At 74.4% G+C, this 26,666-nt stretch carries 23 protein-coding genes and 1 pseudogene; 12 read left to right on the forward strand and 12 right to left on the reverse strand.

The genetic code is table 11. From position 1 onward, the window contains the following. Positions 1-73: 73 nt before the first annotated feature. Positions 74-1,366 carry a YncE family protein gene (locus tag ACF1A5_RS06955; protein ID WP_392191791.1) on the reverse strand — a complete coding sequence of 431 codons (1,293 nt, stop codon included), beginning with the start codon at positions 1,364-1,366 and terminating at the stop codon, positions 74-76. Between the two features lie 184 nt (positions 1,367-1,550). Between ACF1A5_RS06955 and ACF1A5_RS06960 the strand changes: the two genes are divergently transcribed. After that, the gene (locus ACF1A5_RS06960) at positions 1,551-2,213 is read left to right on the forward strand and encodes a TetR/AcrR family transcriptional regulator (protein ID WP_392191792.1); all 663 of its coding nucleotides are present in this window, start codon (positions 1,551-1,553) and stop codon (positions 2,211-2,213) included. 42 nt (positions 2,214-2,255) lie between these two features. Here the strand turns inward: ACF1A5_RS06960 and ACF1A5_RS06965 are convergent, their stop codons facing one another. Further along, positions 2,256-3,485 carry a glycosyltransferase gene (locus tag ACF1A5_RS06965; RefSeq protein ID WP_392192098.1) on the reverse strand — a complete coding sequence of 410 codons (1,230 nt, stop codon included), beginning with the start codon at positions 3,483-3,485 and terminating at the stop codon, positions 2,256-2,258. Between the two features lie 819 nt (positions 3,486-4,304). Next, entirely contained in the window at positions 4,305-4,670 is a 366-nt protein-coding gene (locus ACF1A5_RS06970) for a nuclear transport factor 2 family protein (protein ID WP_392191793.1), read from the reverse strand. A 584-nt stretch (positions 4,671-5,254) separates the two neighbouring features. On the opposite strand from ACF1A5_RS06970, the gene ACF1A5_RS06975 reads away from it, so the two are divergent. From ACF1A5_RS06975 to ACF1A5_RS06985, 3 genes and pseudogenes are all read left to right on the forward strand, one after another. Beyond that, positions 5,255-6,340, forward strand: a complete 1,086-nt coding sequence (locus ACF1A5_RS06975; RefSeq protein ID WP_392191794.1) for an S-(hydroxymethyl)mycothiol dehydrogenase — start codon at positions 5,255-5,257, stop codon at positions 6,338-6,340. Next, a complete protein-coding gene (locus tag ACF1A5_RS06980; RefSeq protein WP_392191795.1) occupies positions 6,340-6,969 on the forward strand; it encodes an MBL fold metallo-hydrolase in 630 nt (209 codons plus the stop codon). The genes ACF1A5_RS06975 and ACF1A5_RS06980 overlap by 1 nt, the downstream gene beginning before the upstream one ends. Positions 6,970-7,096: 127 nt before the next feature. Further along, positions 7,097-7,195, forward strand: a pseudogene (locus ACF1A5_RS06985) (short-chain dehydrogenase); the annotation flags it as partial. A 32-nt stretch (positions 7,196-7,227) separates the two neighbouring features. Here ACF1A5_RS06985 and ACF1A5_RS06990 read toward each other — a convergent pair. Beyond that, complete coding sequence (locus ACF1A5_RS06990) at positions 7,228-7,764, reverse strand: hypothetical protein (protein WP_392191796.1); 537 nt, start codon at positions 7,762-7,764, stop codon at positions 7,228-7,230. Positions 7,765-7,999: 235 nt separating this feature from the next. Here ACF1A5_RS06990 and ACF1A5_RS06995 point away from each other — a divergent pair, with 235 nt between their 5' ends. Continuing rightward, positions 8,000-8,695, forward strand: coding sequence for a L,D-transpeptidase family protein (locus ACF1A5_RS06995; protein WP_392191797.1), 696 nt, complete (start codon positions 8,000-8,002; stop codon positions 8,693-8,695). A gap of 145 nt (positions 8,696-8,840) precedes the next feature. Beyond that, complete coding sequence (locus ACF1A5_RS07000; protein ID WP_392191798.1) at positions 8,841-9,026, forward strand: hypothetical protein; 186 nt, start codon at positions 8,841-8,843, stop codon at positions 9,024-9,026. Between the two features lie 145 nt (positions 9,027-9,171). On the opposite strand, the gene ACF1A5_RS07005 is transcribed toward ACF1A5_RS07000, so the two are convergent. Continuing rightward, on the reverse strand, positions 9,172-10,551 hold the full coding sequence (locus ACF1A5_RS07005) for a S1 family peptidase (protein WP_392191799.1): 1,380 nt from the start codon (positions 10,549-10,551) through the stop codon (positions 9,172-9,174). A gap of 144 nt (positions 10,552-10,695) precedes the next feature. On the opposite strand from ACF1A5_RS07005, the gene ACF1A5_RS07010 reads away from it, so the two are divergent. Further along, positions 10,696-11,088 carry a PPOX class F420-dependent oxidoreductase gene (locus tag ACF1A5_RS07010; protein WP_392191800.1) on the forward strand — a complete coding sequence of 131 codons (393 nt, stop codon included), beginning with the start codon at positions 10,696-10,698 and terminating at the stop codon, positions 11,086-11,088. A gap of 109 nt (positions 11,089-11,197) precedes the next feature. Here the strand turns inward: ACF1A5_RS07010 and ACF1A5_RS07015 are convergent, their stop codons facing one another. Further along, entirely contained in the window at positions 11,198-13,981 is a 2,784-nt protein-coding gene (locus tag ACF1A5_RS07015; RefSeq protein ID WP_392191801.1) for a hypothetical protein, read from the reverse strand. A 325-nt stretch (positions 13,982-14,306) separates the two neighbouring features. Here ACF1A5_RS07015 and ACF1A5_RS07020 point away from each other — a divergent pair, with 325 nt between their 5' ends. Then, positions 14,307-15,698: a glycosyltransferase 87 family protein gene (locus tag ACF1A5_RS07020; protein ID WP_392191802.1), complete on the forward strand. Its 1,392-nt coding sequence runs from the start codon at positions 14,307-14,309 to the stop codon at positions 15,696-15,698. A 37-nt stretch (positions 15,699-15,735) separates the two neighbouring features. Here ACF1A5_RS07020 and ACF1A5_RS07025 read toward each other — a convergent pair whose 3' ends face one another. Next, positions 15,736-16,146: a Zn-ribbon domain-containing OB-fold protein gene (locus ACF1A5_RS07025; RefSeq protein WP_392192099.1), complete on the reverse strand. Its 411-nt coding sequence runs from the start codon at positions 16,144-16,146 to the stop codon at positions 15,736-15,738. 156 nt (positions 16,147-16,302) lie between these two features. Then, positions 16,303-17,052 (reverse strand): TetR family transcriptional regulator, encoded by a 750-nt coding sequence (locus ACF1A5_RS07030; protein WP_392191803.1) that lies wholly within the window; start codon positions 17,050-17,052, stop codon positions 16,303-16,305. Positions 17,053-17,229: 177 nt separating this feature from the next. Here ACF1A5_RS07030 and ACF1A5_RS07035 point away from each other — a divergent pair, with 177 nt between their 5' ends. The 3 genes from ACF1A5_RS07035 to ACF1A5_RS07045 all read left to right on the forward strand — a co-directional run bounded on the left by ACF1A5_RS07035 (position 17,230) and on the right by ACF1A5_RS07045 (position 19,688). After that, positions 17,230-18,063 (forward strand): hypothetical protein, encoded by an 834-nt coding sequence (locus tag ACF1A5_RS07035; protein WP_392191804.1) that lies wholly within the window; start codon positions 17,230-17,232, stop codon positions 18,061-18,063. A gap of 88 nt (positions 18,064-18,151) precedes the next feature. After that, positions 18,152-19,072, forward strand: a complete 921-nt coding sequence (locus tag ACF1A5_RS07040) for a peptidoglycan-binding protein (RefSeq protein WP_392191805.1) — start codon at positions 18,152-18,154, stop codon at positions 19,070-19,072. A gap of 124 nt (positions 19,073-19,196) precedes the next feature. Then, positions 19,197-19,688 (forward strand): flavin reductase family protein, encoded by a 492-nt coding sequence (locus ACF1A5_RS07045; RefSeq protein ID WP_392191806.1) that lies wholly within the window; start codon positions 19,197-19,199, stop codon positions 19,686-19,688. Positions 19,689-19,743: 55 nt separating this feature from the next. Here ACF1A5_RS07045 and ACF1A5_RS07050 read toward each other — a convergent pair whose 3' ends face one another. The 3 genes from ACF1A5_RS07050 to ACF1A5_RS07060 form a co-directional block, all read right to left on the reverse strand. Continuing rightward, positions 19,744-22,167 carry a SpoIIE family protein phosphatase gene (locus ACF1A5_RS07050; protein WP_392192100.1) on the reverse strand — a complete coding sequence of 808 codons (2,424 nt, stop codon included), beginning with the start codon at positions 22,165-22,167 and terminating at the stop codon, positions 19,744-19,746. 262 nt (positions 22,168-22,429) lie between these two features. After that, on the reverse strand, positions 22,430-22,804 hold the full coding sequence (locus ACF1A5_RS07055; RefSeq protein ID WP_392191807.1) for a hypothetical protein: 375 nt from the start codon (positions 22,802-22,804) through the stop codon (positions 22,430-22,432). Between the two features lie 428 nt (positions 22,805-23,232). Then, the gene (locus tag ACF1A5_RS07060) at positions 23,233-24,156 is read right to left on the reverse strand and encodes a MurR/RpiR family transcriptional regulator (RefSeq protein ID WP_392191808.1); all 924 of its coding nucleotides are present in this window, start codon (positions 24,154-24,156) and stop codon (positions 23,233-23,235) included. A 206-nt stretch (positions 24,157-24,362) separates the two neighbouring features. On the opposite strand from ACF1A5_RS07060, the gene ACF1A5_RS07065 reads away from it, so the two are divergent. Further along, positions 24,363-24,770, forward strand: coding sequence for a DUF3662 domain-containing protein (locus ACF1A5_RS07065; RefSeq protein ID WP_392191809.1), 408 nt, complete (start codon positions 24,363-24,365; stop codon positions 24,768-24,770). 48 nt (positions 24,771-24,818) lie between these two features. Here the strand turns inward: ACF1A5_RS07065 and ACF1A5_RS07070 are convergent, their stop codons facing one another. After that, complete coding sequence (locus ACF1A5_RS07070; protein WP_392191810.1) at positions 24,819-26,594, reverse strand: phospholipid carrier-dependent glycosyltransferase; 1,776 nt, start codon at positions 26,592-26,594, stop codon at positions 24,819-24,821. Positions 26,595-26,666: the final 72 nt, after the last annotated feature.

Below are 26,666 nucleotides of genomic sequence, written 5' to 3' on the forward strand. Positions count from 1 at the left end.
GGTCGTCACGCACCGGCCGCCCGGGTGCCGCCGGCCGCCCGGCTCGCGGTCCCCGGGCGGCCGCGCACCGGTCTCAGCCCGAGGACGGGCCCGTCCAGTCCGACCGCACATGCCCCAGCCGCACGCGCTGCGGATGGTCGCCGACCGCGACGGACGTGACCTTCCGCCCGGTCGCGAAGTCCACGGCCGTGACCCGGTCGGCGCCGCTCTCGGAGACGACGCAGTCCCTTCCGTCGCCGCTGACCGTGGCCCAGTAGGGCTTGGACGCGGGGACGAGCGGGCCCTCCTCGAGGGTGGCGCGGTCGACCACCGTGGCGTAGTCGTCCATGGTGCCCGCGACACACAGCTTCGTGCCCGCGGGGTTCATCGAGAGGCCGTGGTGGCGCGAGTCGTTGACCCAGGTGGTGCGGTCCTCGCTGGTCGCCGGGTTCTTCGGCAGGGTCTTCAGCCGGGTGATCCGGTCGCCGACGACGTCGTACTCCAGGAAGCCGTTGAGGAACGAGACCTGGAAGTAGAGCTTGGACTCGTCGGGGGAGAAGACCGCGGGGCGGACGGCGTCGGAGAAGTCCCCGAGGCCGAAGGCGTCCAGCCGTTCCCGCATGTCGAGGGTCCTGACCCGCTTGTACGTCGTCGCGTCCACGACCGTGATGTGCCGGTCGCCCTTGGTCCAGTCCCAGGCCGGGTCGTCGAGGGCGGTGTTGACGTCCCCGATGGACATGTTCCAGATGTACTTGCCGTCCCGGGTGAAGATGTTCTCGTGCGGCTTGTCGCCGGTCGTGAACGAGCCGAGCTGCCTGCCGGTGCCGATGTCCAGCACGTGCACGGTGTCCGCGGTGGAGGCGGAGACCGCGACGCGGGTGCCGTCGGGTGAGACGGCCATGTGGTCCGCGCGGTAACCGGACACCGCGAAACGCCAGTTGATCCGTCCCGTGGCCAGGTCGATCGAGACCACGTCGGCGAAGCTCGGCCGGGAGACCACCACGGACGTCCCGTCCGGAGTGGAGTACATGTCGTCCACGAACTGGTCGTGTCCCTCGCCGACGCTGTCGCGGATGCCCAGGAAGTAGATCCACTTGATCGGGTCGGCGTGGATCTCCGCCATGCGCGCGTCCTTGTCGGGGACGACGTCGATCCGGCCGACCTTCGCGAAGTCGCCGGTGGACCTGATCACGTCCGCCGTGCCGTCCCAGTTGTTGCCGACGAACAGCACCTCGCGCAGGGCGGCGGAGCCGGTCGCGGTGTCGGCGGCGGTCGTGGCGGCGGCGAGGGTTGCGGTCGTGGCGGTGGCGGCGGTCGCGGGGGCGGCGACGGTCAGGGCGAGGGCGGCGGCCACGGAGCAAAGGTGCCTGGGTCCGAAGGCAGGCATGACTGCTCTCTCCTCTGTGAGGGGGGTCCCCGCGCGGGCATCGTGGGGGCAGGCCCGCGCGGGTCGGGAAATCTGAACACACGTGCTTTCACAGTGAACTTACTGCAAAGTAAGGAAGGGGCCGCCTTCTCCACAAGACTGCGTACACGACAAAATTGGCCGTCAGGTGGCGGAAGGAGGGGACGTGACGGGCAGACTGAGGGCGCCGACCGGCCGCTACGGCGGCAGGTCCGCCGCCGAGCGACAGGCCGAGCGGCGGCAGCGCTTCCTCGCCGCCGCGCTGCGGTTGTTCGGGGGCACGCCCGGCTTCCGCTCCACGACCGTCGCGGCACTCAGCGAGGCCGCCGGGTTGTCCACCCGCCAGTTCTACGAGGAGTTCCGCACTCTGGAGGACGTCCTCGCCGCCCTCCACCTCCAGGTCAACGACTGGGCCGAACAGGCCGTCCTGGACGCGCTCGCCGGCGCCGGTGACCTGCCGCTGCCCGAACGGGCCGCCGCCCTCTTCCACGCCTACGCCGCGAGCGTCACCGCCGACCCGCGCCGGATCCGCATCACCTTCGTCGAGATCATCGGCGTCAGCCCGCGCCTGGAGGAACAGCGCCTGGCCCGCCGGTCCCGCTGGGTGGACCTCATCTGCGCCGAGGCGCGGGCCGCCGCCGCCCGGGGGGACGCCGCGCCCCGGGACTACCGCCTCGCCGCCACGGCCTTCATCGGCAGCGTCAACGGCCTGCTCCACGACTGGAGCGCCGGATGGGTGGACGCGACCCTGGACGAGGTCGTCGACGAACTCGTCCGGCAACTGCTGGGCATTCTGAGACCGGCGGACCGGGGCGCGGCCGGGACGTAGCGGGAGGCCGCCGTCCGCTCGGGCCGGGCCGCCGGACAGGTCCTAGCCCGCGAGCCGGTCGAGTGCCGTCAGGACCGGGGTGACGCCGTCCTCCGCGCGAATGAGGGCGCCCAGGGACCTGGCACGCTCGCGGTGGACGGGCTCGCGGGTGGCCCGGACGAGAGCCTCGGCCAGCATCCCGGCGGTGAGGCCGCGCAGCGGGACCGCGCACGGGGCCACGCCCAGGCCGACGAGCCGGTCCGCCCAGAAACCCTCGTCGAACTGGACCGGCACCGGCACGGCGGGCACACCGGCGCGCAGCCCCGCCCCGGTCGTTCCCGCCCCGGCGTGGTGCACCACGGCGGCCGTGCGCCCGAACAGCGCGGAGTGCGGGACCTCGTCGACGGTCAGCATGTCCTCGCCGGTCGCCTCCAGCCCGCTCCAGCCCCGCTGGATCACCCCGCGAAGCCCGGCCCGGCGCAGCGCCCGCACGATCACCTCGCTGAGCCCCCCGGGGTCGGGCACCGTGGCGCTGCCGAGCCCGACGAACACCGGCGCGGGACCGGCGTCCAGGAACTCCTCCAGCGCGGTCGGGAGCCGGCCGTCACGGTCGTACGGCCACCAGTAGCCGCACACCTCAAGGCCCGGCCGCCAGTCGCGCGGCCGGGGCACCACCAGCGGGCTGAAACCGTGCTGCACCGGCCGGCGCAGCCCCGCACGGATGCGCCGGCCGGTGCCCGCGCGGGCGGACGCCAGCCCGAGCCGGGTCCGTACGGCGGGGACGGCCGCCGAGAAGACCCGCTCCACGGCCAGGTTCACACCGTGCCCGGCGAGACGGTTCGCGGCCGCCCCCCAGTGGCCGCCGCCCAGGAGAGGAGGCGCGAACTCACGGGTGGGGAAGAGCGGTTGAAGGTGGGCGCCCATGCTCGGCAGCGACAGGGCCTCCGCGATGGCGTGTCCCACCGGACTCAGCGAACCGGAGAGCAGCAGCGCGTCGCTCTTCTCGGCGGCCGCGATCAGGTCGTCGGTCATCCGCGCGATCGCCGCCCGCGCCATCCCGACCGCCCGCGTCATCTTGCCCACGCCGGTCGCGCTGCGGTGCAGACCCCGCCCGCGCGAGGACTCCAACTCGGCCCGCGGGTCGACCGGCAGCGGATGGAAGGCCAGGCCCGAGCCCACGACCAGCGGCGCGAAGCACCCGTGCGTCACCAGGGTGACCTCGTGCCCCGCCCGGGCCAGGCCGTCCCCGAGTCCGGTGAAAGGGGCCACGTCACCCCGGGATCCCGCCGTCATGATCGCAACGCGCACGACGGTCAGTATCACCTCGCTCCAGGTCGCAGCCCCGGAGCGACCCGGCCGGGCAGGCGGCCTTCACCCGCGCCGCGAACGCGGACGGCACCGTCCCGGCCAGCCGGCCAGCCGGCCAGCCGGCCGGACGCGCCCGCGGACAGGGCGCATCCACGGCCCGAACCCGCCCGCGGACCGGACGCGCCCGCGGACAGGGCCCGCCCACGGCCCGAGCCCGCCCGCGGACAGGGCGCGGCCATGGCCCCCTGTGGAGCGGCCCCTCTACGGGCGATGCGGCCTGCCTGCGGAGAGGCGCGTCCAGGGGATCGGCTACGGTGCGGCCGGTCTGCACGGCCCGGCGCAGCTACGGGTCGGCGGGCCTACGGGGCGGCGCGCCTATGGATCGGGTCTGCCTGTCCAGGACCGTCGGGTCTGCCTGTCCAGGACCGGGCTGCCTGCGGACGGAGCCTGCCTAAGGACGGGATCTGCCTGGGGACGGGGCCTGCCTGCGGACGGGGCCTGCCCAGGGTCGGGATCTGCTTGCGGACCGGGCGGGCTCGCCCACGGGCCTGGACGCCGGTGGTGCGGCTCACCTGTGCCGGGCGTGCCGCATCGGCAGCGGCCGGGGGACGCGTTGTCGCCGAAGGCGCTGGCCCGGCCGCGCCCCGCGGCGCGCGGCGCGGGGCACGGCGGCGGAGACCAGTCGCCGTGCCGCCGAGGCCCTGTGCCGCCGCCGGAGCGCAAGGCGCGGCCGGCCCAGCGCCGCGCGGGCCGAGAAGGTCCAGGTCAGCCGGGAACCGACCTGGACCTTCGCCGCTCTCCTCCCTATTCGTCCCATGCCTGGATCATGATCTGCTCGGCGATCTTGCCGTCGCGCAGCGAGATCATGGACTCGGCGAGGACACGGACCCCGTCCGCGTACTCGCAGGACTCCACGTAAGCGGCCCGGTCGCCCTGGACGACGCACTGTTCGAGCCTGTGCGTCATGTCGCGGCTGTAGACGTCGTCGAGCATCGCCCCGATCTCCTCGCGGCCGTGCAGGATCTTGGGGTGACTGGGCTGTGCGCTGTGGTCCACGATGCGTATCTCCGCGTCGTCCGCGTAGAGCGACAGCAGCGTGGACGCCGTCTGTCCTTCGATGCCCCGGCGCAGTGCCGCGGTGTCGAAGGCGGGGTTTGCCGTGGTTGCCATGCCGACCTCCTCCGGGGACACGGCCCGGCGGGTGGCGGGCCGGGGCGCGCCTCACCTTCGAGGCTCCTCCGCCCCGGCGGACCCGGCAAGCGCAAACGGGGCGCTCGACCTGAAGGGCGAGCGGTGGTGCGAGTCCGCGTCCGGGCGGGCCGCGAAGCCGTTGCGCAGGACATGATCTCCACTCGACGTGTCGTCGCCGTCGGCCCTCCCGCACCCCTCCGCCCGCCCGGCCCCAGGACCCTTCCCGCATCGGGCGGGCACGCCCTCCGCGCCCCGGCGCGGCACAGACGTACGAACCAGGCGCGCCCACCGAGCCGTTGGCGCCAGACCGCGGGCCCGCGACGGCCGCGCCGGCCGCACGCCCACGCCGGCCGTGCCGGTCCGCTCCCGTTCCGTTTCATTTCGCCTCGCGCCGGTCCGTGCCCGTTCCCCCCAGCGGTCGTTGCTCCCCGGGCCGCCCCGCCCCGCGGCCGTACCGCCCGGCCCCGCGCCACACCCCTGCCCCCGAGGCCTTCCACCCCGTTACGGATCAGTTACGCGTAGGGTCGGAGGGACGGACACCGGTCGACGGAAGGACCAGCACCATGGCGCAGGAAGTGCGCGGCGTGATCGCACCCGGGAAGAACGAGCCCGTGCGGGTCGAGACGATCGTCGTGCCGGACCCGGGACCCGGCGAGGCCGTGGTCCGTGTCCAGGCCTGCGGCGTCTGCCACACCGACCTGCACTACAAGCAGGGGGGCATCAACGACGAGTTCCCCTTCCTGCTCGGCCACGAGGCCGCCGGCGTGGTCGAGTCGGTGGGCGAGGGCGTCGACGACGTAGCACCCGGTGACTTCGTGATCCTCAACTGGCGTGCCGTGTGCGGGAAGTGCCGCGCCTGTCTGCGCGGACGGCCCTGGTACTGCTTCGACACCCACAACGCCCGGCAGAAGATGACCCTGACCGACGGCACCGAACTCTCCCCGGCCCTCGGCATCGGCGCCTTCGCGGAGAAGACGCTGGTCGCGGCCGGCCAGTGCACCAAGGTCGACCCGGCGGTCTCCCCGGCCGCGGCCGGGCTGCTCGGCTGCGGCGTGATGGCCGGCCTCGGCGCCGCGATCAACACCGGGAACGTGGGCCGCGGAGACTCGGTCGCCGTCATCGGCTGCGGCGGCGTCGGTGACGCGGCCGTCGCGGGGGCCCACCTGGCCGGTGCCGCGAAGATCATCGCGGTCGACATCGACGACCGCAAGCTGCGGACCGCCCGCACGATGGGCGCCACCCACACCGTCAACTCCCGTGAGACCGACCCGGTCGAGGCGATCCGCGAGCTGACCGGCGGCTTCGGCGCCGACGTCGTCATCGACGCCGTCGGCCGCCCGGAGACGTACCAGCAGGCGTTCTACGCCCGCGACCTGGCCGGCACGGTCGTCCTGGTCGGCGTGCCCACCCCGGAGATGAAGCTCGAGATGCCCCTGCTCGACTTCTTCGGCCGGGGCGGCGCGCTGAAGTCCTCCTGGTACGGCGACTGCCTGCCCTCGCGGGACTTCCCGATGCTGGTCGACCTGCATCTGCAAGGGCGGCTTCCGCTGGACAAGTTCGTCAGCGAGACCATCCAACTCGACGAGGTGGAGAAGGCCTTCGAGCGGATGCACCACGGCGACGTGCTGCGCTCGGTGGTGGTGTTCTGATGACCGCCCGCATCGAACGCCTCGTCACCTCCGGTCAGTTCACCCTGGACGGCGGCACCTGGGACGTGGACAACAACGTCTGGATCGTCGGCGACGACCACGAGGCGATCGTCATCGACGCCGCCCACGACGCCGAGGCCATCGCCGCGGCCGTCGGCGACCGGCGCCTGACCGCCATCGTGTGCACCCACGCCCACAACGACCACGTCAACGCCGCCCCCGCGCTCGCGGACCTGACCGGCGCGACGATCTGGCTGCACCCCGACGACCTGGGCCTGTGGAAGATGACCCACCCGGACCGGGACCCCGACGAGCATCTGGCCGACGGCCAGGTGATCGAGGCGGCGGGCGCCGACCTGACCGTCATCCACACCCCCGGCCACGCGCCCGGCGCGGTCTGCCTCTACGACCCGGGGCTCGCCACCGTCTTCACCGGCGACACCCTCTTCCAGGGCGGCCCGGGCGCCACCGGCCGCTCCTACTCCCACTTCCCGACGATCATCGACTCGATCCGCGGCCGGCTCCTGACGCTGCCGCCCGAGACCAAGGTCTTCACCGGTCATGGCGACTCGACCACGATCGGCGCGGAGGCCCCGCACCTGGAGGAGTGGATCGCCCGCGGGCACTGACACCCCGGGCGACGACGCCGACCCGGCGCCGAAAAAGGACGACAGACGATGTCCGGCTTCCACCGCACCCCCGATGACTACATCGACGCGATGACGGCATCGACGGGGCCCGCACGGGGGGCCGGACATGCCGGGACCGCTGGAAGGCAAGGTCGCGCAGGTCGCGGGCGCGACACGGGGCGCGGGGCGGGGTGTCGCCGTGGAACTCGGCACGGCCCGCGCCACCCCTCGGCCGACACGGCCGGTCACCGGTGACCCTCACACCGGCGGCGGGGAAGGCAGCGGCCACCGCGACGAGTGGCCCGGCGGCAGTGCCAGATCCGTGCGTACGGCCGTGCAGTAGCCCTCGCGGGCGGCACGCTGCCGCTCCAGCAGCGTCCGCCATGCCTCCGGGTCCCGCCGCCCCTCGCGCAGGAACCGCTCCATCTCCATGACCGCGACGACCCACTCCCGGGCCTTCTCCACCACCTCCGTACTGCCCAGCATGATCAGTGCCTCCCCGGACGGGTCCCGGGCGACGGCCGCGTCGGCCAGCGCCGGCTCCGCCTCCGCGAGGCTCAGGGGATGCGGATTCGGGTCGTTGCCCAGGTGGGCGGCGACCCGGTAGGTCAGCGTGACCGACTTCTTCGGCGAGCGCGCGTAGTCGGCGTACACCGCGAGCCGCCGCTCGTCCCAGCGCGCCGCCCGCTCCCGCCGGAACCGGGCCCGGTCGCCCCGCACGACGGCGAGATACGAACCGAGGGCGCCGATCACGACGCCTGTGAGCGCGGGGAGTTGCTGGAGGAATGCGGACATGGGCGCACGCTGTCCGCCCGGCCGGTCGTTCCGGCACCGGGTTTCGGCGGACGGCTCGGCTCACAGCAGGGGTCCGCACCGACCAGGGTGGTGAGGGCACCTTCACACGTCCGCCGCCGCGTGCCACCGTTCTTGTCACCGTTTCGTCTCAGGCCGGCCGGACCTACAACCACCGCCGCCCGGCGGTTGTCCAGTAATCGGAGAGCAGTGGGCCGCACGAAGGGGGATCAGGAACATGAGGGGCATGTCCAGGCGGGGAGTCGTCGCGCTCGGCGTGACGGGGCTCGTCGCGCCGCTCGGTCTGGCGCTCGGCGCCGCGCCGGCGCAGGCCGCGAGCTGCACGACGCGGACCGGGCCGTACCAGAAGCAGGTGGAGAAGTTCCTCGGCCGGCCGGTCGACGGCCGCCAGTCGGCCGCGGACTGCAAGGCCATCCAGGCGTTCCAGACCAAGCACGGCATCACGCCGAACATCGGGTATGCCGGGCCCATCACCTGGGGCGTGATGGACCTGATGAACAAGCAGAAGGCGGTCGGCAGCAACCCGAACAGGGACGGCAAGTGCCCGGTCAACAAGGGCCGTATCGCCTGCGTCAACCTCACCCTCCAGCTCAGCTGGATCCAGGACGGCAGCCGGCTCGTGTACGGTCCGGTCCCGGTGCGCACCGGCCGTGACGGGTACGAGACCCGCACCGGCCTGAAGAAGATCTACTGGCGGGACATCGACCACGTGTCGACGATCTACCACGTGCCGATGCCCTACAGCCAGTTCTTCGACGGCGGTCAGGCCTTCCACTCGGTCGGCCTGAGCATGTGGAACCCGCCGGGCTCGCACGGCTGCGTCAACATGACGACGACGGACGCCAAGAAGTACTGGTCGCTGCTGAAGCAGGGCGACGACGTCTTCGTCTACGGCCGCAAGCCGGGCACCTGACGGAGAGCCGGACGTGAGGTGTTCCTCACACGCGTCGGGAGGCGAACTCGCGTTTTCCTCCCGGCGGATGGACGTGATGAGGGACACGGTCCGATATGTCCGTATGGCTAGCACTTACTCACGGCGCCTTCACGTCGATCGGCATATGCTTCACAACATGTCCACCACTGTTGAACCCGTCTCCGAGCGATCGGCCGCGGAGGTCAACGAGGAGATCCGGGCCCTGTGGCTCCGGTCGGGCGGGACACTGACCACCGAGCAGCGCGAGGAGTACCAGCGGCTCGTGCTGGAGTGGGCTGCGGCCGCTCCAGACCCGGTCAGGGCGGCCTGAGCGCCACCGCCGGCAACGGACCACACCCTCCGGGGCACCCCTGAGCGCACGGGTGCCCGTTCCACACCCTCCTCGGCCGTCCCTCCCACGGCGCCCGTCCCGCGGCCCTCGGCCGCCCGTCCCACGGCCCGGTTGTGCGCCCCTCTCAGCCCCAGGTCGCCGAGTAGTACCGCTGGTAGGCCTTGCGGTCCTGTTCCGCGCGGATGTAGCGCGTGGCGACCAGCGCGATCAGACTGCCCGCGATGACCAGCAGTCCCGGGCCGACGTTGCGCGGGTCGGTCAGCCTGGCCACCAGCGTGGAGCCGTTCGCGCCGCCCGCCACCGGCGCCGAGGACCCCGGCGAGACGGCACCGGGCGCGATGGCGCTGTGGGTGGCCGACGCGGACGGAGCGGCGGAGGGCGCCGCACCCCCGCCCTGGGGCGCCGAGACGATCAGCCGCACACCGAGCGCGGACAGCGCCTTGGTCACCGGCTGGAAGAACGTGGTACCGCCCGTCTTGCAGTCGCCGCTGCCGCCCGAGGTCACCCCCAGCGCGACCCCCTCGGAGAACAGCGGCCCGCCGCTGTCGCCCGGCTCGGCGCACACCGTGGTCTGGATCAGTCCGGTCACGGTGCCCTCCGGGTAGTTCACCGTCGCGTTCAGCCCCGTCACCTGGCCGTCGCGCAGCCCGCTCGTGCTGCCGCTGCGGAACACCCGCTGCCCCACGGCCGGATCGGCCGCGCCCGTGATCCGCACGCCCTTGTTGCCGCCGATCGCCACGACGTCGGCGCCGTCACCGGCGCGGCCGGAGGCGTACTGCACCAGGGAGAAGTCGCTGCCGGGGAAGGAACCGGCGACCGTCCGGCCCAGCTGCTGGTTGCCCTGGTTGTCGGCGAACCAGGTCGACCCCGTGGGCCCGCAGTGCCCTGCCGTCAGGATGAAGTCGCCGCGTCCGTCCGTGACGTTGAATCCCGCCGAGCAGCGGCCGCTGGTCGACAAAATGGGCTGCGCCCCGTTGAGCCGGGTGGTGAACCTGCCCTGGGCGCGTTCCATGTGCACGAAAGTGCCGAGGCGGCCGGCGACGCGGGTGAGCCGGGCCCAGTCGCCGGAGGAGACCGAGCTGTCGCCCTGGACGACGACCCGGTTGGTCCGGTAGTCCAGCGCCCACGCCGTGCCGGCCACCCGGGGCGCGGCCCGCAGGCCGGCCGCGGCCGCCTTCAGCTCGTTCATGCTGTGCCGGACGACCTTCGGCTCGGCCCCCGCCCGCCGCACCTCGGCGGCGGCCCCCTCGTCGGTGACGGCGACGACCGGGCGTCCGTCGGCGCCGATCCAGCTGCCCGCCGTACGTGCGGTGCCGAGCCGTGACGCCAGGTCCGCGCCCATGCCGGCGGCCGACGGCGCGGCGGCCCGGAGCGGGACGGCGGACGTGCCGGGAGCCTCACTGGCCATCGCCGCCTGCGTGACCATCGCTCCTCCCAGGAGCAGTCCCGCGACGGCCGTCAGCCGTGTCACTCGCCGGACGACCCTTCGTCGTGCGTGCCTCATGCGTGGCTCCCGAACCCCGAACACACGGTTGCAACACCGCCGGGACGCTCCGGTAGTTGAGCGGCCCTCCTCTCCATACGGGGCGCGGGACACGGGCGTTCAGCACCCCGGCGAGATCGGGAAGACAGGCCCTAGACTGCGCGTATGAACGACACCGTGGTGGAGCGGCTCGCGGCCGGCAAGTACGTGCTGATCACTAGCTACCGCAAGAACGGCACCCCGGTCGCCACCCCGGTGTGGGTGGTCAGGGACGGCGACGCGCTCGGCGTGTGGACGGCCGCCGACTCCTGGAAGGTCAAGCGGATCCGCAACCGGCCCGATGTGCTGGTCGGCCCGTGCGACGTGCGCGGCAATCCGACCGGCGACCAGCGCCCGGCGACCGCGGAGATCTGCGATCCGGCCACCAGCGCCCGCTACCGCGGCCTGGTCGCCCGCAAGTACGGCCTGCTCGGCCGGCTCACCCTGCTCGGCAGCCGGCTGCGCCGGGGCGAGCAGGGCTCGGTCGGCATCCGGGTGATTCCGAAGGCCACCACCTGACGGCACCTCAAGAGCCGTTGGGGTCACGCACGTCGGCCGCGCGGCCCCATGAGGGAGCCGCGCGGCCTGCCGCTCCGGCCCGCGAGACCGCCACGGCCGCGCGGACCGGCTACGACGCGTCGAGCACCGTGCCGGTCAGCTCCGGCCCGCCGTCCTGCGGCCGGCCCTCGTCGTCGGTCAGCCGGAAGCGGACCGACTCGGCGGGCTCCGCGACCCGGTCCCTCACCGTCGGCACCGTGACCTCCGCGCTCAGCCGGCCCGCCGGGACGGACGCCCACAGGGACAGGCCCTTCACCCGGGACAGGGGCCGCTCCGGGTCGGGTGACGCGCCGGTGCTCTCCCGGAGCCATCGCGGATCGACGTCCTTGGTGGACAACTCCGGCCCCCGCTCCACCGGTTGTACGGCGAACAGCGCGGACATCTCCGTATCGGCGGCCGCGGACAGGGTCAGCCGCCACTTCAGCGGCTGTCCCTCGGTGACCCGGCCGGCGAGCGGAGTGACCCTGAACGTGGGCCTCGGGTCGTCGTTCCCGACCGTCACCCCGCCCCGGTAGGAGCCGATCACGGAGGTGTGCACCGCCTTCACCAGCACGTCGTGGGACACGTCCTGCCCGAACCGGGTGTTGCCCTCCACCTTTACCGGTACGTCGATGTCGTGGCCGCCCGGCCGCACGGTCACCAGCCGGTCCGTGGCCCCGCCGGTCGCCGGGTCCACGACGTACAGGCGCACCTGCCCGTTGCCGTGCCCGGAGACCCGCACCGGCACCCGGTAGGTGCGCACGCCCGAGTCGCCCTCCTCGACGGTCAGCCGCCCGATGTCGATCCGGGGCAGCGCGGCCGCACGGACCGCGGGGGTGCCCGGGCGCCGGCCCCAGGCGTCGATCAGCCAGGCGCGGCCGGAGCGGGTGCGCGGGGTCAGTTCGAGAGTCGTGACCCGGCGCAGGTCGACACCGGCGCGGGTGGCGGGGGTGAGCGGGACGCGCAGTTCGCGCGCCCAGTAGGACGCGGTCCGCTCGGTGCCGGGCAGTCCGTCGACGCGGACCCGGCCGAGCGTCGCACGGCGTCCGGAGGCGTCGGTGACGGACACGTCCAGCCGGGTGCCGACGGTGTTCGGCGGCACGATCACGCGCAGCGCCAGGCCCTCGGCGCCGCCGAGGGAGACCGGGGCGGCGGGCCGCACCCGCACCGGGCTCCCGGCGGCGGACCAGCGCAGCGCCACCGCGCGGCGGCCGGTCTCCCGGGTGGTCTCCCACGGCGCGAAGTGCGGGGACGCCCCCCTCGCGCCGGGGCCGAGGCAGGCGACGGACGGGCTGGGGTCGACCGCCGAACACAGCCGGCCGCCGGTCACCGACACCGGGCCGTCCGGCAGGAAGGCGCCGGTGCGGCCGGCGCCGACGGCATGGGTGAGCACCCGGGCCGGGTCCGCCGACGGCGCCCGCACGCCCGAGCCGTCGAGCAGCGGGCGCACCCGGTCGTCACCGGCGACGAACAGGCGGGCCGCGGCGGCGATGTAGGTGGTGCCGGCCCGGTGCTGCCGGTCCGCGGTCAGCCGGGTGTTGGTGCCCGGCGAGCACACCGGGTCGCGGTGGCCGGGGTCGTTCCAGAAGTCGTCTTCGGCGGGCGCCTGCGCCGTGCCCGGCGTCCACTCGGTGTTGAAGAAGTTGTGGTTGGCGCCGACGACGTAGACGGCGCTGTGCAGCGCGGCGCCCCGGCTGACGCCTCGGGTCCCGTCGACGTAGAGCTCGCCCTGCAGGTCGGAGACGTCGCCGTCGCAGCCCGGCAGAATCGTGGCCGACGGCACGTCGGCGACGGGATTCTGGCCGAAGGCCGTCGGTCCGATGAGGACCGTGCCGCGGATGTGCCAGCGGACCGGGCCGTGGTAGCCGTCCTGGCCGGCGGGCGGCGGGTAGAGGCTGTCCATGGCGGCGCGGTTGACGCCCTCGCCGCCGCGGGAGTGCCCGACCAGCAGCACCCGGGAGAGGTCGGCCCGGGGCGCGTCGCGTACGACGTCCGGCGCCGAGGACGGACGGGCGGCCCAGCCGGCCCAGCGGGCCAGGTGCAGGCGCACCAGTGAGGAGCGGGCCTGCGCCCCGCCGTCCTCCGCCGCCCAGTCCTGGCCGTTGATGCCGTCGGCCGCGATCGACACCGTCACGTAGCCCTGCGAGGCCAGCAGCCTCTGGTCCCGCAGATAGCCCCGGTGGCTGGGGATCGGCCTGGTCCCGGACGGGCAGGGCCAGTCGCCGGTGACGGCGCCGTGCGGCTTGTAGCAGGTGGCGTGGCGGCCGTGCAGGAACAGGGCCAGCGGCCGGCGGCCGGTGGCGCCCCGGGGAGCGACCACCACGGCCCGCATCTCGACCGGCGCCGGAAGGCCGGGCAGCCGGACGGAGTCGAGGCGGTACTCGCCGGTGGCGGTGCGATAGGGACCCGGCCTGCCCGGGTCGACGCCGTTCGCCGGGAGGCGCGCGGGCGGAGCGGCCGCGGCCACGGAGTTCCGGCCCGGCGCGGGCGCGGTGGTGCCCGGCCCGTCCAACCGCCTTCCGGACGCGCGTACGTGCAGCCCGTTCAGGCTGCCGGCGCGCGCCCGGTCCAGGGCGAGCCGGAACGTGTGCCCGTCCCGGTCGGGCTGCGGCCGGCCGAGCAGCCTGCCGCCCGCGTAGAACTCCACACGCGCGTCACCCATGGGTACCGGGGTGTTCGACCGCCACACCAACTGCCGGGCGGCCCCCTCGCCGGTGACGCGCCAGCCCGGCGGAAGCCCGCCGTCGCCGTCGGCCGTGATGGCCGACGCCCGGGGGCCGGAGGGCGGCGGGGCGGCCTGCGCCGACACGGGCGCGGCCGAGAGCAGGGCGAGCACCGCCACGGCGGTCACCCCTGTGCGCCGGACACGGATCAATGGTTCCTCCTGGCAACCGATGCGCGGGCGCCCCGTCGGTCCCGGGGGCCTCTCGCGCTCCGGAGGACGGGAGGCGAGTGCGGCGGGTTGCCTGCGCCAAGCGGAGGGCTGAATCCCAACGGCGCTATCCAGCCGCCCGGTTGATAGCTCTTCGGCCCAGGTGCAGCCTCGGTGACGGGGACCCGGTCCGGCGGGCCCCGGCCGGCCCGGCTCTTGGGCATCGGCCGTGAGGAAAGGCGTGCTGAACGGTCGTCGTCCGCGTGGTGGTGATCGGGCCCGCTGCGCGCTGGGCTAGGCTGCGGTCCGCGTGCATATGACGGGGCTGGTGCGGGTGAGAACGATCGGGACCGGGTGCCGGAGGATCGGCGAGTGGCTCACCCGGCATGCCGGCTGGTGCCTGGCCATCTCACTGACGGCGCACGTCCTGGCCGTCGTCACGCATCCGACCGAGCCGCTGGACCTGCGCGTCTACCACGGGGCCGCGCCGCACGTGCTCTCCGGCGGCCTGTACGACTTCGCGGTGCACACCGGGCCGCCCATCCCGTTGCTGCCCTTCACCTACCCGCCTTTCGCGGCGCTGGTGTTCCTCCCGCTGTCCCGCCTGCCCTGGACGGCGACGGTCGTACTCTGGCAGGCGGTCTCGGTCGCCGCTCTGCTGGTGATCGTGGCGTGCGCCCTCCGGCTGCTCCCCGCGCGCGCCGACGGGCGCGGCAGGGCGCGTGTCCTGCTGTGGACCGCCGTGGGGCTGTGGCTGGAACCGGTGCGACACACCCTGGACCAGGGGCAGGTGAACCTGCTGCTGGGCGCCGTGGTGCTGGCCGGTCTGGCGTCCCCCTGGGGAGCGGGGCGCCGGGGAGCGGGACCCGAGCCGGGAGACGCCGGGGGAGGAGCCTCTGGGGCAGGAGCGTCCGGGGCAGGGGAGTCCACGCGAGGAGCGGTGTGGCGGGGCGCGGCCGTGGGTCTGGCGGCGGCGGTGAAACTGACCCCGGCCGTGGGCGGGTTGTACCTGCTGGCGACCCGGCAGTGGCGCGCGGCGCTGTGGGCCGTCGTCGCCGGGGCCACGGCCACGGCGGTGGCCTGGGGCGTGGCTCCGGAGGAGTCGGCGCGTTACTGGTCGGTGCTCGTGACGCGGACCCAGCGCGTCGGCCCGCTCTGGTCGGTGCGCAACCAGTCCCTGCGCGGGGCGGTCGCCCGGCTGGTCGGCCAGGACGGGGCCGCCGTCGCCCCGGTCTGGTGGACGGCGCTCGCCCTGGCGACGGGGGCGGCTGCCTGGGCGCTGTGGGCGGCGGTGCGGCGAGGCGACCGGCTCGGCATCCTGGTCGCCGTGGAGCTGTACGGGCTGCTGGTGTGCCCCGTCTCCTGGAGCCACCACTGGATCTGGTGCCTGCCCGCCATGATCTGGCTGGCCCACGGTCCGCTCCGGCGGCGCCCGTTCGCCCGGCTCGCGCTCGCCGTGTGGGCACTGGCGGCCGGTGCCCGACTCGTCCCGCTGCTCATCCGGGCGGAGGACCACCTGGCGCACCCCAGCCCCTACCCGGCCCTGCTCGCCTGGCCCGGTTGCGTCTACGCCGTGTGCGCCCTGCTGACCTTCCTGGCCCTCGCCGTCGGCCCCGCCGAGGGCCGGGCGCGCTCCGGCGCGTCCGGGGCGGGGCGGCCGGGGGAGCGGACGGGACGGCCGGCGCAGGAGGCTCAGGGGGCCCCACCGTCCCGCCGGTGAGCTGACGGACCGCGGCAGCCCGTCAGACCTCCGTCCGTCAGGTCCAGGCTCGGTACTCGTCCAGCAGCTGGAAGACCGGCTCGCCGCGCACGGGGTCCTTCGCCGTGGACAGCCGGACCCGGTCGCCGCTGTGGATGCCGATGGGCGGGCCCATCACACGCCCCCGGACGACGAAGCCCTCGGCCATCTCGATCAGCGACACATTGCGCGCGGCCGGGGTGTTGCGGTGCACCACCGTCGAGTGGCGGACGGTGCCGCTGCCCTCGCTGCGCTCCGTCCGCAGTTCGCTGCCCCGGCAGACCGGACACAGCAGCCGGTGGTACATGGCGCTGCCGCACCAGACGCAGCGCTGGAAGTAGAGCGCCTCCGGCTCGCGGGCCCCGGGTTCCAGGAGACCCGTGGCGGAGCCGGTTGCCAAATGAGCGACATTTCCTGAGGGGTGGTACACGCTGGTCAGCTCCCTGCGCTCGGCCGGAATCCCGCGTGCCGGGTCGCCCGCGCACGCCCGTGCGCGGCCGCCCGTGCCACCGTGCACGGGCACAGCGTATGGCACTCAGTGCCACTCGTAAAGGCACTGCGTACCCTCAATCTGCGGAACCGGGGCTCAGCTCCGGCCGAGCGCCGACTCGATCTCCTGCACGACCCGCCACAGCGGCGCCCCCCGCCGCGAGACGACCACGACCACGTCCTCCCGCTCCTCCTGGGCGCGGTGGCCGGCCGCGGCGGCGGCGGGCGCGTCGCCGAAGGCGGACTGCACGTAGCCGAGCGCGTGGTCCACGGCCTCGCCCGCGTCGCCCTGCCCGTCGGAACGCAGCCAGGAGCGCAGCGCGTTGTTGTGCGCGGCGACCACGGCGGCCGCGACCACGTCGGCCCGCAGCGTCCCGTCGCGCCGTCCTGCGAACCGGGTGCGCAGGTAGTCGGCGAGCGCGCGCTCGTAGCGCCACACCACCGACAGCTCGTACGCCCGCAGCCCGGGCACCTGCTTGGTGAGCCGGTAGCGCTGCACGGAGAACGTCGGGTTCTCGGCGTACATCCGCAGCACCAGCCGGGCCGCGTCGCACACCCGCTGCACCGGCTCGTCCTCGTCGCCGCCGGCGGCCAGGAACGCCGTCATGTCGGCCAGGCAGCGCTCGTGGTCGGGGAAGACCACGTCCTCCTTCGAGGGGAAGTAGCGGAAGAAGGACCGCCGCCCGACCCCTGCGAGCGCCACGATGTCGTCGATGGTGGTCTGCTCGTACCCCCGCTCCAGGAACAGCCGGAACGCCGCCGCCACCAGGGCGTCCCGCATGGGCGGCTTCGCGGCGGCCGCCTCCGTCCTCTCGCCGCGACGGGCGGCCGCGCTGCTGGAGCTCATGGACGGGAACGTAGCATCCGGCCGGGCAGGAATGGCACTCAGTGCGCTCTCCGGAGGGAACTGAGTGCCCAAGCGGGGGTGCCGAGCAGGGGAAGTAACCTTTCTCCGCCCCCGCCCGCCCCGCGTCACGCCCGAGCGCAGGCCCGCTCGGCCCCCCGCCCCACCCAGGAGCCCCGTATGCCGTCCGCCCGACCCCGCCTCCTCTACGTCACCGACCTGGCGTACCCGGCCCGCGGGCGCCGCTACTGCGACGAGGACATCCACCTGACCTCGCGTCTGCGCGAGGACTTCGACCTGGCCCTGTGCCATCCGCGGGAGGCGACCGCGCTGATGGACGCCTTCGACGCCGTCGTGGTCCGCAACAGCGGGCCCGTCCTGGAGTACCCGGCGGCCTACGAGGACTTCCGGGCGAGGGCGCTCGCCCGCGGGACCCGGGTCTACAACCCGCTCACCGGCAGGGCGGACATGGCGGGCAAGCAGTACCTGCTCGAGCTGACCGCCGCGGGATTCCCGGTCATCCCCACCGTCGACCGGCTCGACGACCTGCACCGGCTGCCCGCCGCGGACCGCTACGTGGTGAAGCCGAGGCTGGGCGCCGACTCCATAGGACTCAGGACCGTCCCCGCCGACGTGCTGCCCGGCCTGGTCGACGGCGGCGTCCTCGTCCAGCCGCACATCGACTTCGTGTACGAGGTCTCGTTCTACTTCGTCGACGACGACCTCCAGTACGCCCTGTACGCGCCGGACCCCGCGCGGCGCTGGGACCTGCGGCCGTACCGGCCCAGCCGCGAGGACCTGGAGTTCGCCCGGCGCTTCGTCGACTGGAACGCGCTCGGCCACGGCATTCAGCGGGTGGACGCCTGCCGCGCGCCGGGCGGCGGACTGCTCCTGGTGGAGCTGGAGGACCTCAACCCGTACCTGTCCCTGGACGTTCTCGACGACCCGGGCAGGGACGCGTTCGTCACCGCGATGAAGACCTCCCTGCACCGATTTCTCGCCGCCGCCGGCTGAACCGGGCCGGCCGTGTGAACCCACGGGGCGGCGGCCACGTATCACTCCTCGGGATGGGGTCCGTGCGCAGGGACGGAAGGAGTGCAGTGTGTCGACACCGCGCGGAGGCGGGCAGCCGCACGGCGGGCCGCCCCTCGAACCGGTCCGCGTCATACGGCCCCGGCGGACCGACGCCCTCGCGGAGCTCATGCGGGAGTTCCAGGAACGTCGAACCGGGAACCTCGCCGGCGAGGGCGTCCGGCCCGGGGGCGGCGGAGCGGAGCGTGGCCGCAGCGGGGACGGGAGCGTCGAGGACGCCGCCGTCGTCGAGGACGCCACGGAGGAACTGCCGCCGGTACCGGCCGGCGGACCCGCGCCCCGCGGCGCGCCGCGCACCCGCCCGACCGCGGGGGAGGCCGGCTGGTTCACCCGGGACAGCGGCCCAGCCGCCCGGGAGACAGGTGCAGCCGTCCGAGACGCGGGCCCGAGTGCCCATGGCTCCGGGCCGGGCGCTCGTGACACCGGCCCGGTCAGGCCGAAGAAGGCGGCCCCCGTCGGGCGGGACGCGGTCCCCGGTGCGCCGGGGCGTGGATTGCGTCGCGCCGCCGTCGTGGTCGCCGTCGCCGCGGCCGCCCTGACCGGCTTCGGGTGCGCCCTGGTGCTGCCCGGCAGGGGTGGGGCCGCCGGTGCCGCAGCGGCCCCGTCACCCCACCCGTCCGCGAGCGTCTCCACCGCCCCCGCTCCCGTTCCCACGGCCGCGACCGGCCCGCACGGTGGGACCGACCCCGACGGCCCCGGGACCCTGCGCGAGGGCGACAGCGGCCCGGAGGTCGCCGAGCTGCAGGAGCGCCTGCTGCGCATCCCGGACGTGTACCGCGACGGCTCCATCGGCGGCACCTACGACGCCGTGCTCAGGGAGGCCGTGGCCCGCTTCCAGCTCTGGTACGGCATCAGCGGCGACGAGACCGGCGTCTACGGCGACGACACCCGCCGGTCGCTGGAGTCCCGTACGGCGGTTGACGGCGGGTGAGGCGGGCAGACGCCGACGTGAAGAGGTGAGCCGGCGCGCCGCGCGCGGGCGTACGGGCGGGGCGTACGCAGGGCGGCGGCGCACGGCGCGCGCGGCGGTACGGAGCGGCAGGAGCACGGCGGACATGGCAGGCACGGACGCATTCACCCAGCGGCTGGATCCCGACATGTACCTGGTCACGGCCGCTGCCGACGGGGAGCGGGCCGGCTGCCTGGTCGGCTTCGCCGCCCAGTGCTCCATCCGGCCCACGCGGTTCATGGTGTGGCTCTCCAAGGCCAACCGGACCTTCCGGGTCGCCGAGCGGGCCGACCGTCTCGGCGTGCACCTGTTGACCCGGGAACAGCACGCGCTGGCCGCCCTGTTCGGCGGCCGCACCGCCGACGACGGAGTGGACAAGTTCGCCGAGGCCGACTGGACGCGGGCGGGGAGCGGTGCCGTCGTCCTGCCGGACACGCCGGCGTGGTTCGTCGGCCGGATGGTGCGCCGCCTCGACGCGGGGGATCACGTGGGCTTCGAGCTCGACCCGGTGGAGTCGGGCGGCCGGGAGGACCTCGGCGGCCCGTTGCTGCGGCTCTCTGACTGCCTCGACATCACGCCCGGCCACCCGGCGGACTGACCCCCGACGGCCCGACCGGCACGCTCGACGGGCCCGACCGGGCCGACGAGGCGGGCTAGGCCGGTTCCGTCGGCACCCGGACGTCCACCACGCAGACGTCGTCGCGCCGCTCGCCCGCCAGCATCGAGCCCAGCAGCGGACCGAGGGAGCCGAACCCGTCCGCGCGGTGCGCGGCGGCCGACCGGGCGAGCCGGTCCAGACCCAGTTCGATGCACTCGCCGGGGCGTTCGACCAGGCCGTCGGTGTAGAACAGCAGCCGGTCGCCGGGCTCCAGAAGGTACTCCGCCTCCTCGTAGACGGGAGAGCGGGTGGCTCCCAGCAGGATCCCGCGCGGGCGCTCCAGGAAGCGGGGCTCGCCCCCGCGCAGCAGCAGCGGCGGCGGATGACCCGCCTGGGCCCACCTCAGACACCGCTCGCGCGGGTCATAGCGGGCCAGCACCATCGTGGCGGTGCCGTGCTGGTCGCCGGAGTGCAGCAGCAGGGTGTTGAGCCGGGTGAGCGCCCCGGTCAGCGAGGAACCCGTGATGATCATGCCCTTGGCGGTGAAGCGCAGCTGGGCCATGGTGGCCACCGCGTCGAGGCCGTGCCCGGCGACGTCACCGACCACGAACAGGGCGTCCTCGTTGGGCAGTTCGATCGCGCTGAACCAGTCGCCGCCGACGTGGAGCCCGGACTGGGCGGGCAGATAGGCGACGTCCACCAGCAGCCCGGCCAGCTGCACCGGCCGCCGCGGCAGGGGCAGCAGCGCGTGCTGGAGCCGTCCCGCCACGGTCCGCTCGGTGCGCAGCACCCCGTGCTGGGCCAGGATCGCCCGCTCGCTCTCGACCAGGGCCAGCTCCGCGCTGCGCTGCGCGGTGAGGTCCTGCACGAAGCCGTGGACCTGGACGGGCGTACCAGCGGCGTCCGGCATTGCCTCGGCGACGGCCCGCAGATGGCGCACCCCGCTCGCCGTCCTGATCCGGAACGAGACGTCGAACGGCTTGCCCTCGGCGGTGAGCTCGCGCACGGCGCGGGCGAGCACGGGGCCGTCCTCGGGCAGCGCGAGGTCCGGCAGTTCGCCCAGCCGGACCGCTCCGCGCGCCGGGTCGCGGTCGAACAGGGCGAAGACCTGGGACGACCAGGCCGCCTCCTGGGTGACCAGGTTCCAGGTGGCCCAGCCGAGCCTGCCGAGCCGCTGCAGGTCGGCCAGGCGCAGTTCCTGCCGGTCCGAGGAGTCGTGCCGCAGCCAGGTGACCATCAAGCCGTGTCCCAGGCGGGCGGCGCGCACCGAGTACGTGGACAACTCCTGGCGCCCCGCCACGAGTTCCTGCTGCGCGAACGGCTCACCCACATACGGCTCCCCGGTGGCGAGCGTGCTCTGCCAGCCCTGCCACAGCGGCTCCTCGGCCACGGTCGGCCAGCACTCGAGGACCCGCAGGCCCACCAGCTCGCGTCCGCCGCGGCCGATCACGTCGACGGTGCCGGAGGTGGCCGCGGCGATCCGGTAGTCCTCGACGTCCCCCGAGGCGGACCGCAGCGGAGTCAGCAGTACGGTCATGCCGGGCAGGGCGTCGAACAGGGGCTGCACGGCGTCCTCGGGCCCGTCCGCGCCGTGCTCCGGGCGGTCGTCGAAGGCGCGCAGCCGGCCCGCGCACAGCCGGGCGACGCCGCGCAGCAGTTCCCGGGTGCGCGGGGCGAACGGTCCTTCGCGGTCGCGCAGCACACCGATGACCACCTCCGCCGTGCCGCCGCTCACCACGGGCAGCCAGGCGCGCGAGCGCCACCGGTCCGGGGCGTCGTCGATCAGGGAGTACCGCTTGCGGTCCTCGGCGACGTCCTCCAGCCAGCGCGCCTCCCGGGCGGTGAGGGCGTCCAGCGCGGCGATGCCGCGCAGCGGGGGGACGTGACGCCACTGCCCGGCCGTCGTGTCGCCGATGCCGGCGTGGCCGACCAGCTCCAGCCCGCCGCCGGTCAGCCGCCGGTAGATCATCACCGCGTCGGCGCCCACGGGCGCGGCGAGCTTCTCCCGCAGGCGCCGGGCCAGGTCCTGAGGGGTTTCGACCCGGACCAGGTCCCGGCCGAGACCGGCGAGGACGGCGGCGTCGGCGGCCCGGTCCGCGGCGGTCGTCCGGGCGCGCTCGGGAAGCGGCCCGGCGGACGTCTCCGCGCCGACGGCAGCGGAATCGGCGGGCGCGGGCTCGGCGGCAGCGGAATCGGGGACCGCGGACGCGGTGGCGGAGGGCAGCGGGGGCGTCTGGCCGGCGACGTGGGCCGAGGGGGGCATCAGGGTGCCCAGCGTGATCCAGCACTCTTCCATCAGCGTGCGGTCCGCCGCCTCGGCCCGCTGGAGCAGCTCCTCGTGCGCGGACTCCGGGGAGCAGCCGGTCAGCGCCATCAGCGCCCCCTTGGCCCGCTCCACGACGGCCGAGGTGGCCGCCAGGTTCTGCAGCCGGTCCATCTCGGCCCGCTGCCGGGCCACGACCTTGGCCAACGCCACCATGTCGGGTACGGCGTCGGACTCCCCGGGGAAGGCGGGCTCGCTGCTCACGCGATGAGCATCGCACATGCCACCCGGTCCGATCACAGGGTTGTACGTCCGGATTCTCGCCGGGGCCCTCCGTCTCCCCGAGCGGATCGCCGCGGACGCGCGGCGGGGCGGCTTGTGCCGCCGGGTGCCGCGGGGGCGTCCCGGCCGGTGGCCCGGCGATGTCTCGGCGGCGTCCCCGTCCTCCCAGCGGTGTCCCAGCGGTGGCGACGGTGTATCAGCGGGTGGTGCCGCGCTCCACCAGTGCCTCGGTCACCGCCCGCACGCTGCGCGCGATGTGCTGCAACTGCATGACCTCCGCCGCGTACAGCTTGATCGTGTGCTCGATGACCGACTCGGGCATGCCCAGCCGTGGCAGGTCGGCGCGCGCGGTCTGCAGGGCGGTCCGGGCCACCCGTATCTCCTGCTGGACCTGGAGCTGGGCGTGACGGGCGAGCAGCACGGGGTGGCGGATCAGCGCGGGGTAGCTGGCGTAGCGCGCGGGCACCAGTTCGCGCAGCCACTTGGCCGCCGAGCGCTCCCAGTCGTAGGTGCCGGGCGTCTTGACCTGGCAGGGCCAGTCCGTGCTGATGCGCGAGGTCGTCAGGGGCATGATCTTCGCTTCCGGGTGTGCGGCGTCGTGAAGGGTGGTCCGACGAGGGTGAGGCGGCCCCGGCCTAGGGGATGACCGGGGCCGCCGCGACGGGCGCTCGCGCAGGCGAGGCCCGATCGAACATCCCGTGCGCCGACGCGGGTAGGAGACGGCGGCGCGGGATGCCCGTGCGGGAGCCCGGGAGGCGGACGGTGCCCGTGCGAGGGGTGGTGCGGGGTGCGCATGGACGGTCCGTCGGCTTTCTCGGGCGTGCGGGTGGTGAGTTCTGGGGTGCGGAACGTGCCTGGAGTGGGCCGGGCAGCGATCCGTGAGCAGTATTTATATATGCCGTTCGCTTTGCAAGACGTATGAAAACATTCATGCCTGCTTTGAATGTATGACTCCCGTCCCCGCACTACGGGAGATACGGGCCGGGGGAGCGGCCGTGCTCAGTCCTTGAGGAAGAACTGGTGCTGGTCGGCGATCTGCTCGTAGTCCTCCAGGCGGCCCTGGGTCCGCTCGGGGTCTGCGTCGGTCATCGCCTGAAGCAGCGCCGCGCACATCACGTTGGAGGCCGCGTAGGAGTCGAACACCAGGCGGGAGCCGGTGCCGGTGGCGAAGGTGACGTCGGCCTCGTCGGCCACCGGGCCGAGCGCCAGATCGGTGATCAGGGCGACCTTCAGCCCGGCGCTGCGCGCCACCCGGACCGCCGTGAGCGTCTCGTGCGCGTGCCGGGGCATGGAGAACGCCAGCACCCAGGTGCCCCCGGCCTCCCGGGACTGCAGCAGCGCGTCGTAGGCGACGCTGCCGCCGAGCGTGACCAGCCGCACGTCCGGGTGGATGCGCCGGGCGGCGTACGCGAAGTACTCGGCGAGCGACACCGAGATGCGCAGCCCCAGCACCGTCAGCGGGGTGGAGGCGGACAGCTTGCGGCCGATGTCGATCACACGGTCGGGGTCGGCGAAGTCGCGGCGCAGGTTCTCCAGGTTGGCGATCTCGGCGTCCACGGCGGCCTGGAGCTCGTTGCTCCGGTCTTCCTCCGCCGCGCCCGGACCGCCCGCGAGGGTGCGCAGCGCGATGGACTGGAGCTTCTCGCGCAGGGCGGGATAGCCGGTGAAGCCCATCGCGGCGGCGAAGCGCGTCACCGACGGCTGGCTGACGCCGACCCGTTCCGCGAGGTCCGTGATGGACAGGAACGCCGCCTCGGCGATGTTCTCGATGAGGTACTGGGCGATGCGGCGCTGGCCGGGAGACAGGTGGGGTCCGTCGAAGAGTGCCCTGAGCTGGGACGTCGGCGCGGCCTCCGCCTCGGGAACCGTCTTGCCCGAAGTGATCGCTGATGCCTGTGCACGGGCCTGCTGCGGCGATGACACCGAAGCGCCTCCTTTGTCTCCCACAGGGGTTCAACATAGCTCACTCACCGTTGTGACCAGGGCTTGTACGGGGGCATCGGGCCGGCGGCCGGGGGACACGGCCCGTCGTGCGGGGGCAGGCCGCCGGGCGGCCGGAGGGATAGGCGCGTGCCGTGCGGGCACCCGCCCGGTCCGACCCCGACGACTTTCGGCAGGTGGACATCCTCATGAGCACCCTGAGCGCGCTGGAACAGGCCCTGGAGAACCGGTGGGGGGCGCTCTGGGCCCGGATCGCCGGCAAGGAGCCGGTGGAGCTCCTCGACGCGCTGCGCCGCGAGTGCGACGCCCACGCCGTCGTGTGCAGCGACCAACTGGTCATCGTGCCCAACGCCTTCGACGTCGAACTCGCCGACACGGTGCACGACGAGCTGACCCGCCGCGGCAGCCGCGTCGGACAGGTGCTCACCGACAGTCTCGCCCGGCACGCCGAACGGCGCGGCTACGCGTGGGCCGGCCCGCTGACGGTCCACATCGTCCGCTCCGACCGCGTGCCCAACGGCCGCTACCGGGTGGCCAGCCGGGTCATGCAGCACGTCAGCGCCGCGGGGTTCCAGCAGCAGCCGAACCCGGCCTGAGCGCCGCCCGTCCCGCGCGGCGCCCGGCCGCTTGCCCGGGTCGGCGGGTCAGCGCCGGTACAGCGTGATCGAGTGGCCCACCTCGTCGACCGGCCGGCTGCTGTCGATCAGCGCGGCCAGCCGTCCCGTCGCCTTGGCCGCCGCCGAGTCGGACACCACGAGCAGCCCGCGCACCCGCCGCGGAGGCACCTTGCGCGGATCGGCCGCGTGGATGCCGTAGTACGCCGGGACGCCGCTGCCCTTGTAGACCAGCCAGATCCGCTCGCGCGGATACCGGGAGCGCAGCCGCTCGGCCAGTCGGCCCAGGTCCTGCCCCCAGTCGACATTGGCGTCGTGCAGCAGCTCGTGGGTCCGGGCCGGACCGCCGAAAGCCTCGTTGGCGTACGGCAGGTAGTACGGGTACGTCCGCAGGGAACTGACCGCGACGAACGCCAGCAGCGCCCCGGCCGCGCCCCGCACCCACCCGCGCCGCACCACGGCCACGCAGGCCGCGGCCACCGCCAGGAACATCGGCAGGAACAGGGCGTACCGGGTGCCGAAGTCCCGGGAGGAGTGCATCGCCGCGGCCAGCAGCACCGCCGGGGGCACGAGCACGTACGGCGCCGCCGCCCGCAGTCGCCGCACCGCGACCAGAAGGGCGGCCCCGGCCACCCACAGGGCGATCATGCCGAGCGGGGTCTTCACCGCCAGCGCCACCGGCAGGTAGTACCAGCGCGCGCCCGTGTACACCTGCCCGAACAGGAAGCCCTGCCACGGACGGCCCTCCAGCCCGAACTGGATCCGCATGCCGTCGCGGTACGCCTCGGGCAGGGGCAGCAGACCGGTGAGCGTCCCGCGCAGCCCGTGCACCGCGGGCACCGGCTCCACGGACGTCCAGCGCAGCCGCGGGTCCACCGCCAGGTACGCGGCCCAGACGACGGCGATCGCGGCCGCGGCCGTGGCGGCGGCCCAGCCGGTGCCCAGCGCGAGCGCCCGGGCCCGCGCGGCGCGGCCAGCGGGGCGCCGGGCCGCCCACACCGACAGCACGGCGAGCGCCCCGACCACCGGCGCCGCGGGCAGCGTGCTCATCTTGGTCGCCAGGGCCGCGCCGAGCGCCGCACCGGCGGGCGGCAGATACAGCCTGGGCCTTCGCCGGGCCCGCCACAGCAGCCATACCGAGGTGAGCACGAAGCCGGCCGCGGGCACGTCCAGCGTGGCCAGGGAGCCGTGCGCGATCAGGTCGGGCGAGAAGGCGTACAGGGCCAGGGCCGCGAGGCCGCCCGCGGTGCCCGCAAGGTCCCGGGCGAACGCGAACGCCACCAGCCCGAAGAGCAGCGTCAGCACGATCACCGGCAGCCGGGCCCACCGCATCAGCCGCCACGGGTCGTTGCCGGACTCGTACAGCAGGTGCCGCCCGAGCCGCCCCTGGTCGCCGGTGAACGAAGGATCGACGTGCGGATCGGCGACGGCGACCCCGGCGGCGATCAACAGCTTGCCCAGCGGCGGGTGTTCGGGGTTGTAGGCCAGGCTGTGCTCGCGCAGGTAGACGGCCGCCGTGCCCACGTACACGGGCTCGTCGATGGTCGGCGTCTGCTCGGCCGCGGCGGTGACCATGGCGGCGGTCATCTGGGCGAGCAGCAGCACCACGACGAGCGGCACCAGCCATCGCCGGTGCCGCCGCAGCCGGCCGCCCCCCGGTCCCGCCGCGTCGTGCCCGTCGCCCGGCTCCCCGGCCCGCGACTCGTCGTTTCCCGGCCTTCCGGACGCCGTCTCCCCGGCTCCCGGCTCCCCGGGCATGGTGCCGGGGCCGGGAGCCGGAACCGTGTGCTGTTCGCGCGTCATCATCCGCCCCGCGGCGCCGTTCCGCGGAGGTGAGGCGGCGGCGAGCGGGAGCCCCTTCGTGCCCGCCCCGCCGTC

Origin of the sequence: Streptomyces sp. NPDC014864 (assembly GCF_043081525.1) — a bacterium.
GTDB lineage: Bacteria > Actinomycetota > Actinomycetes > Streptomycetales > Streptomycetaceae > Streptomyces.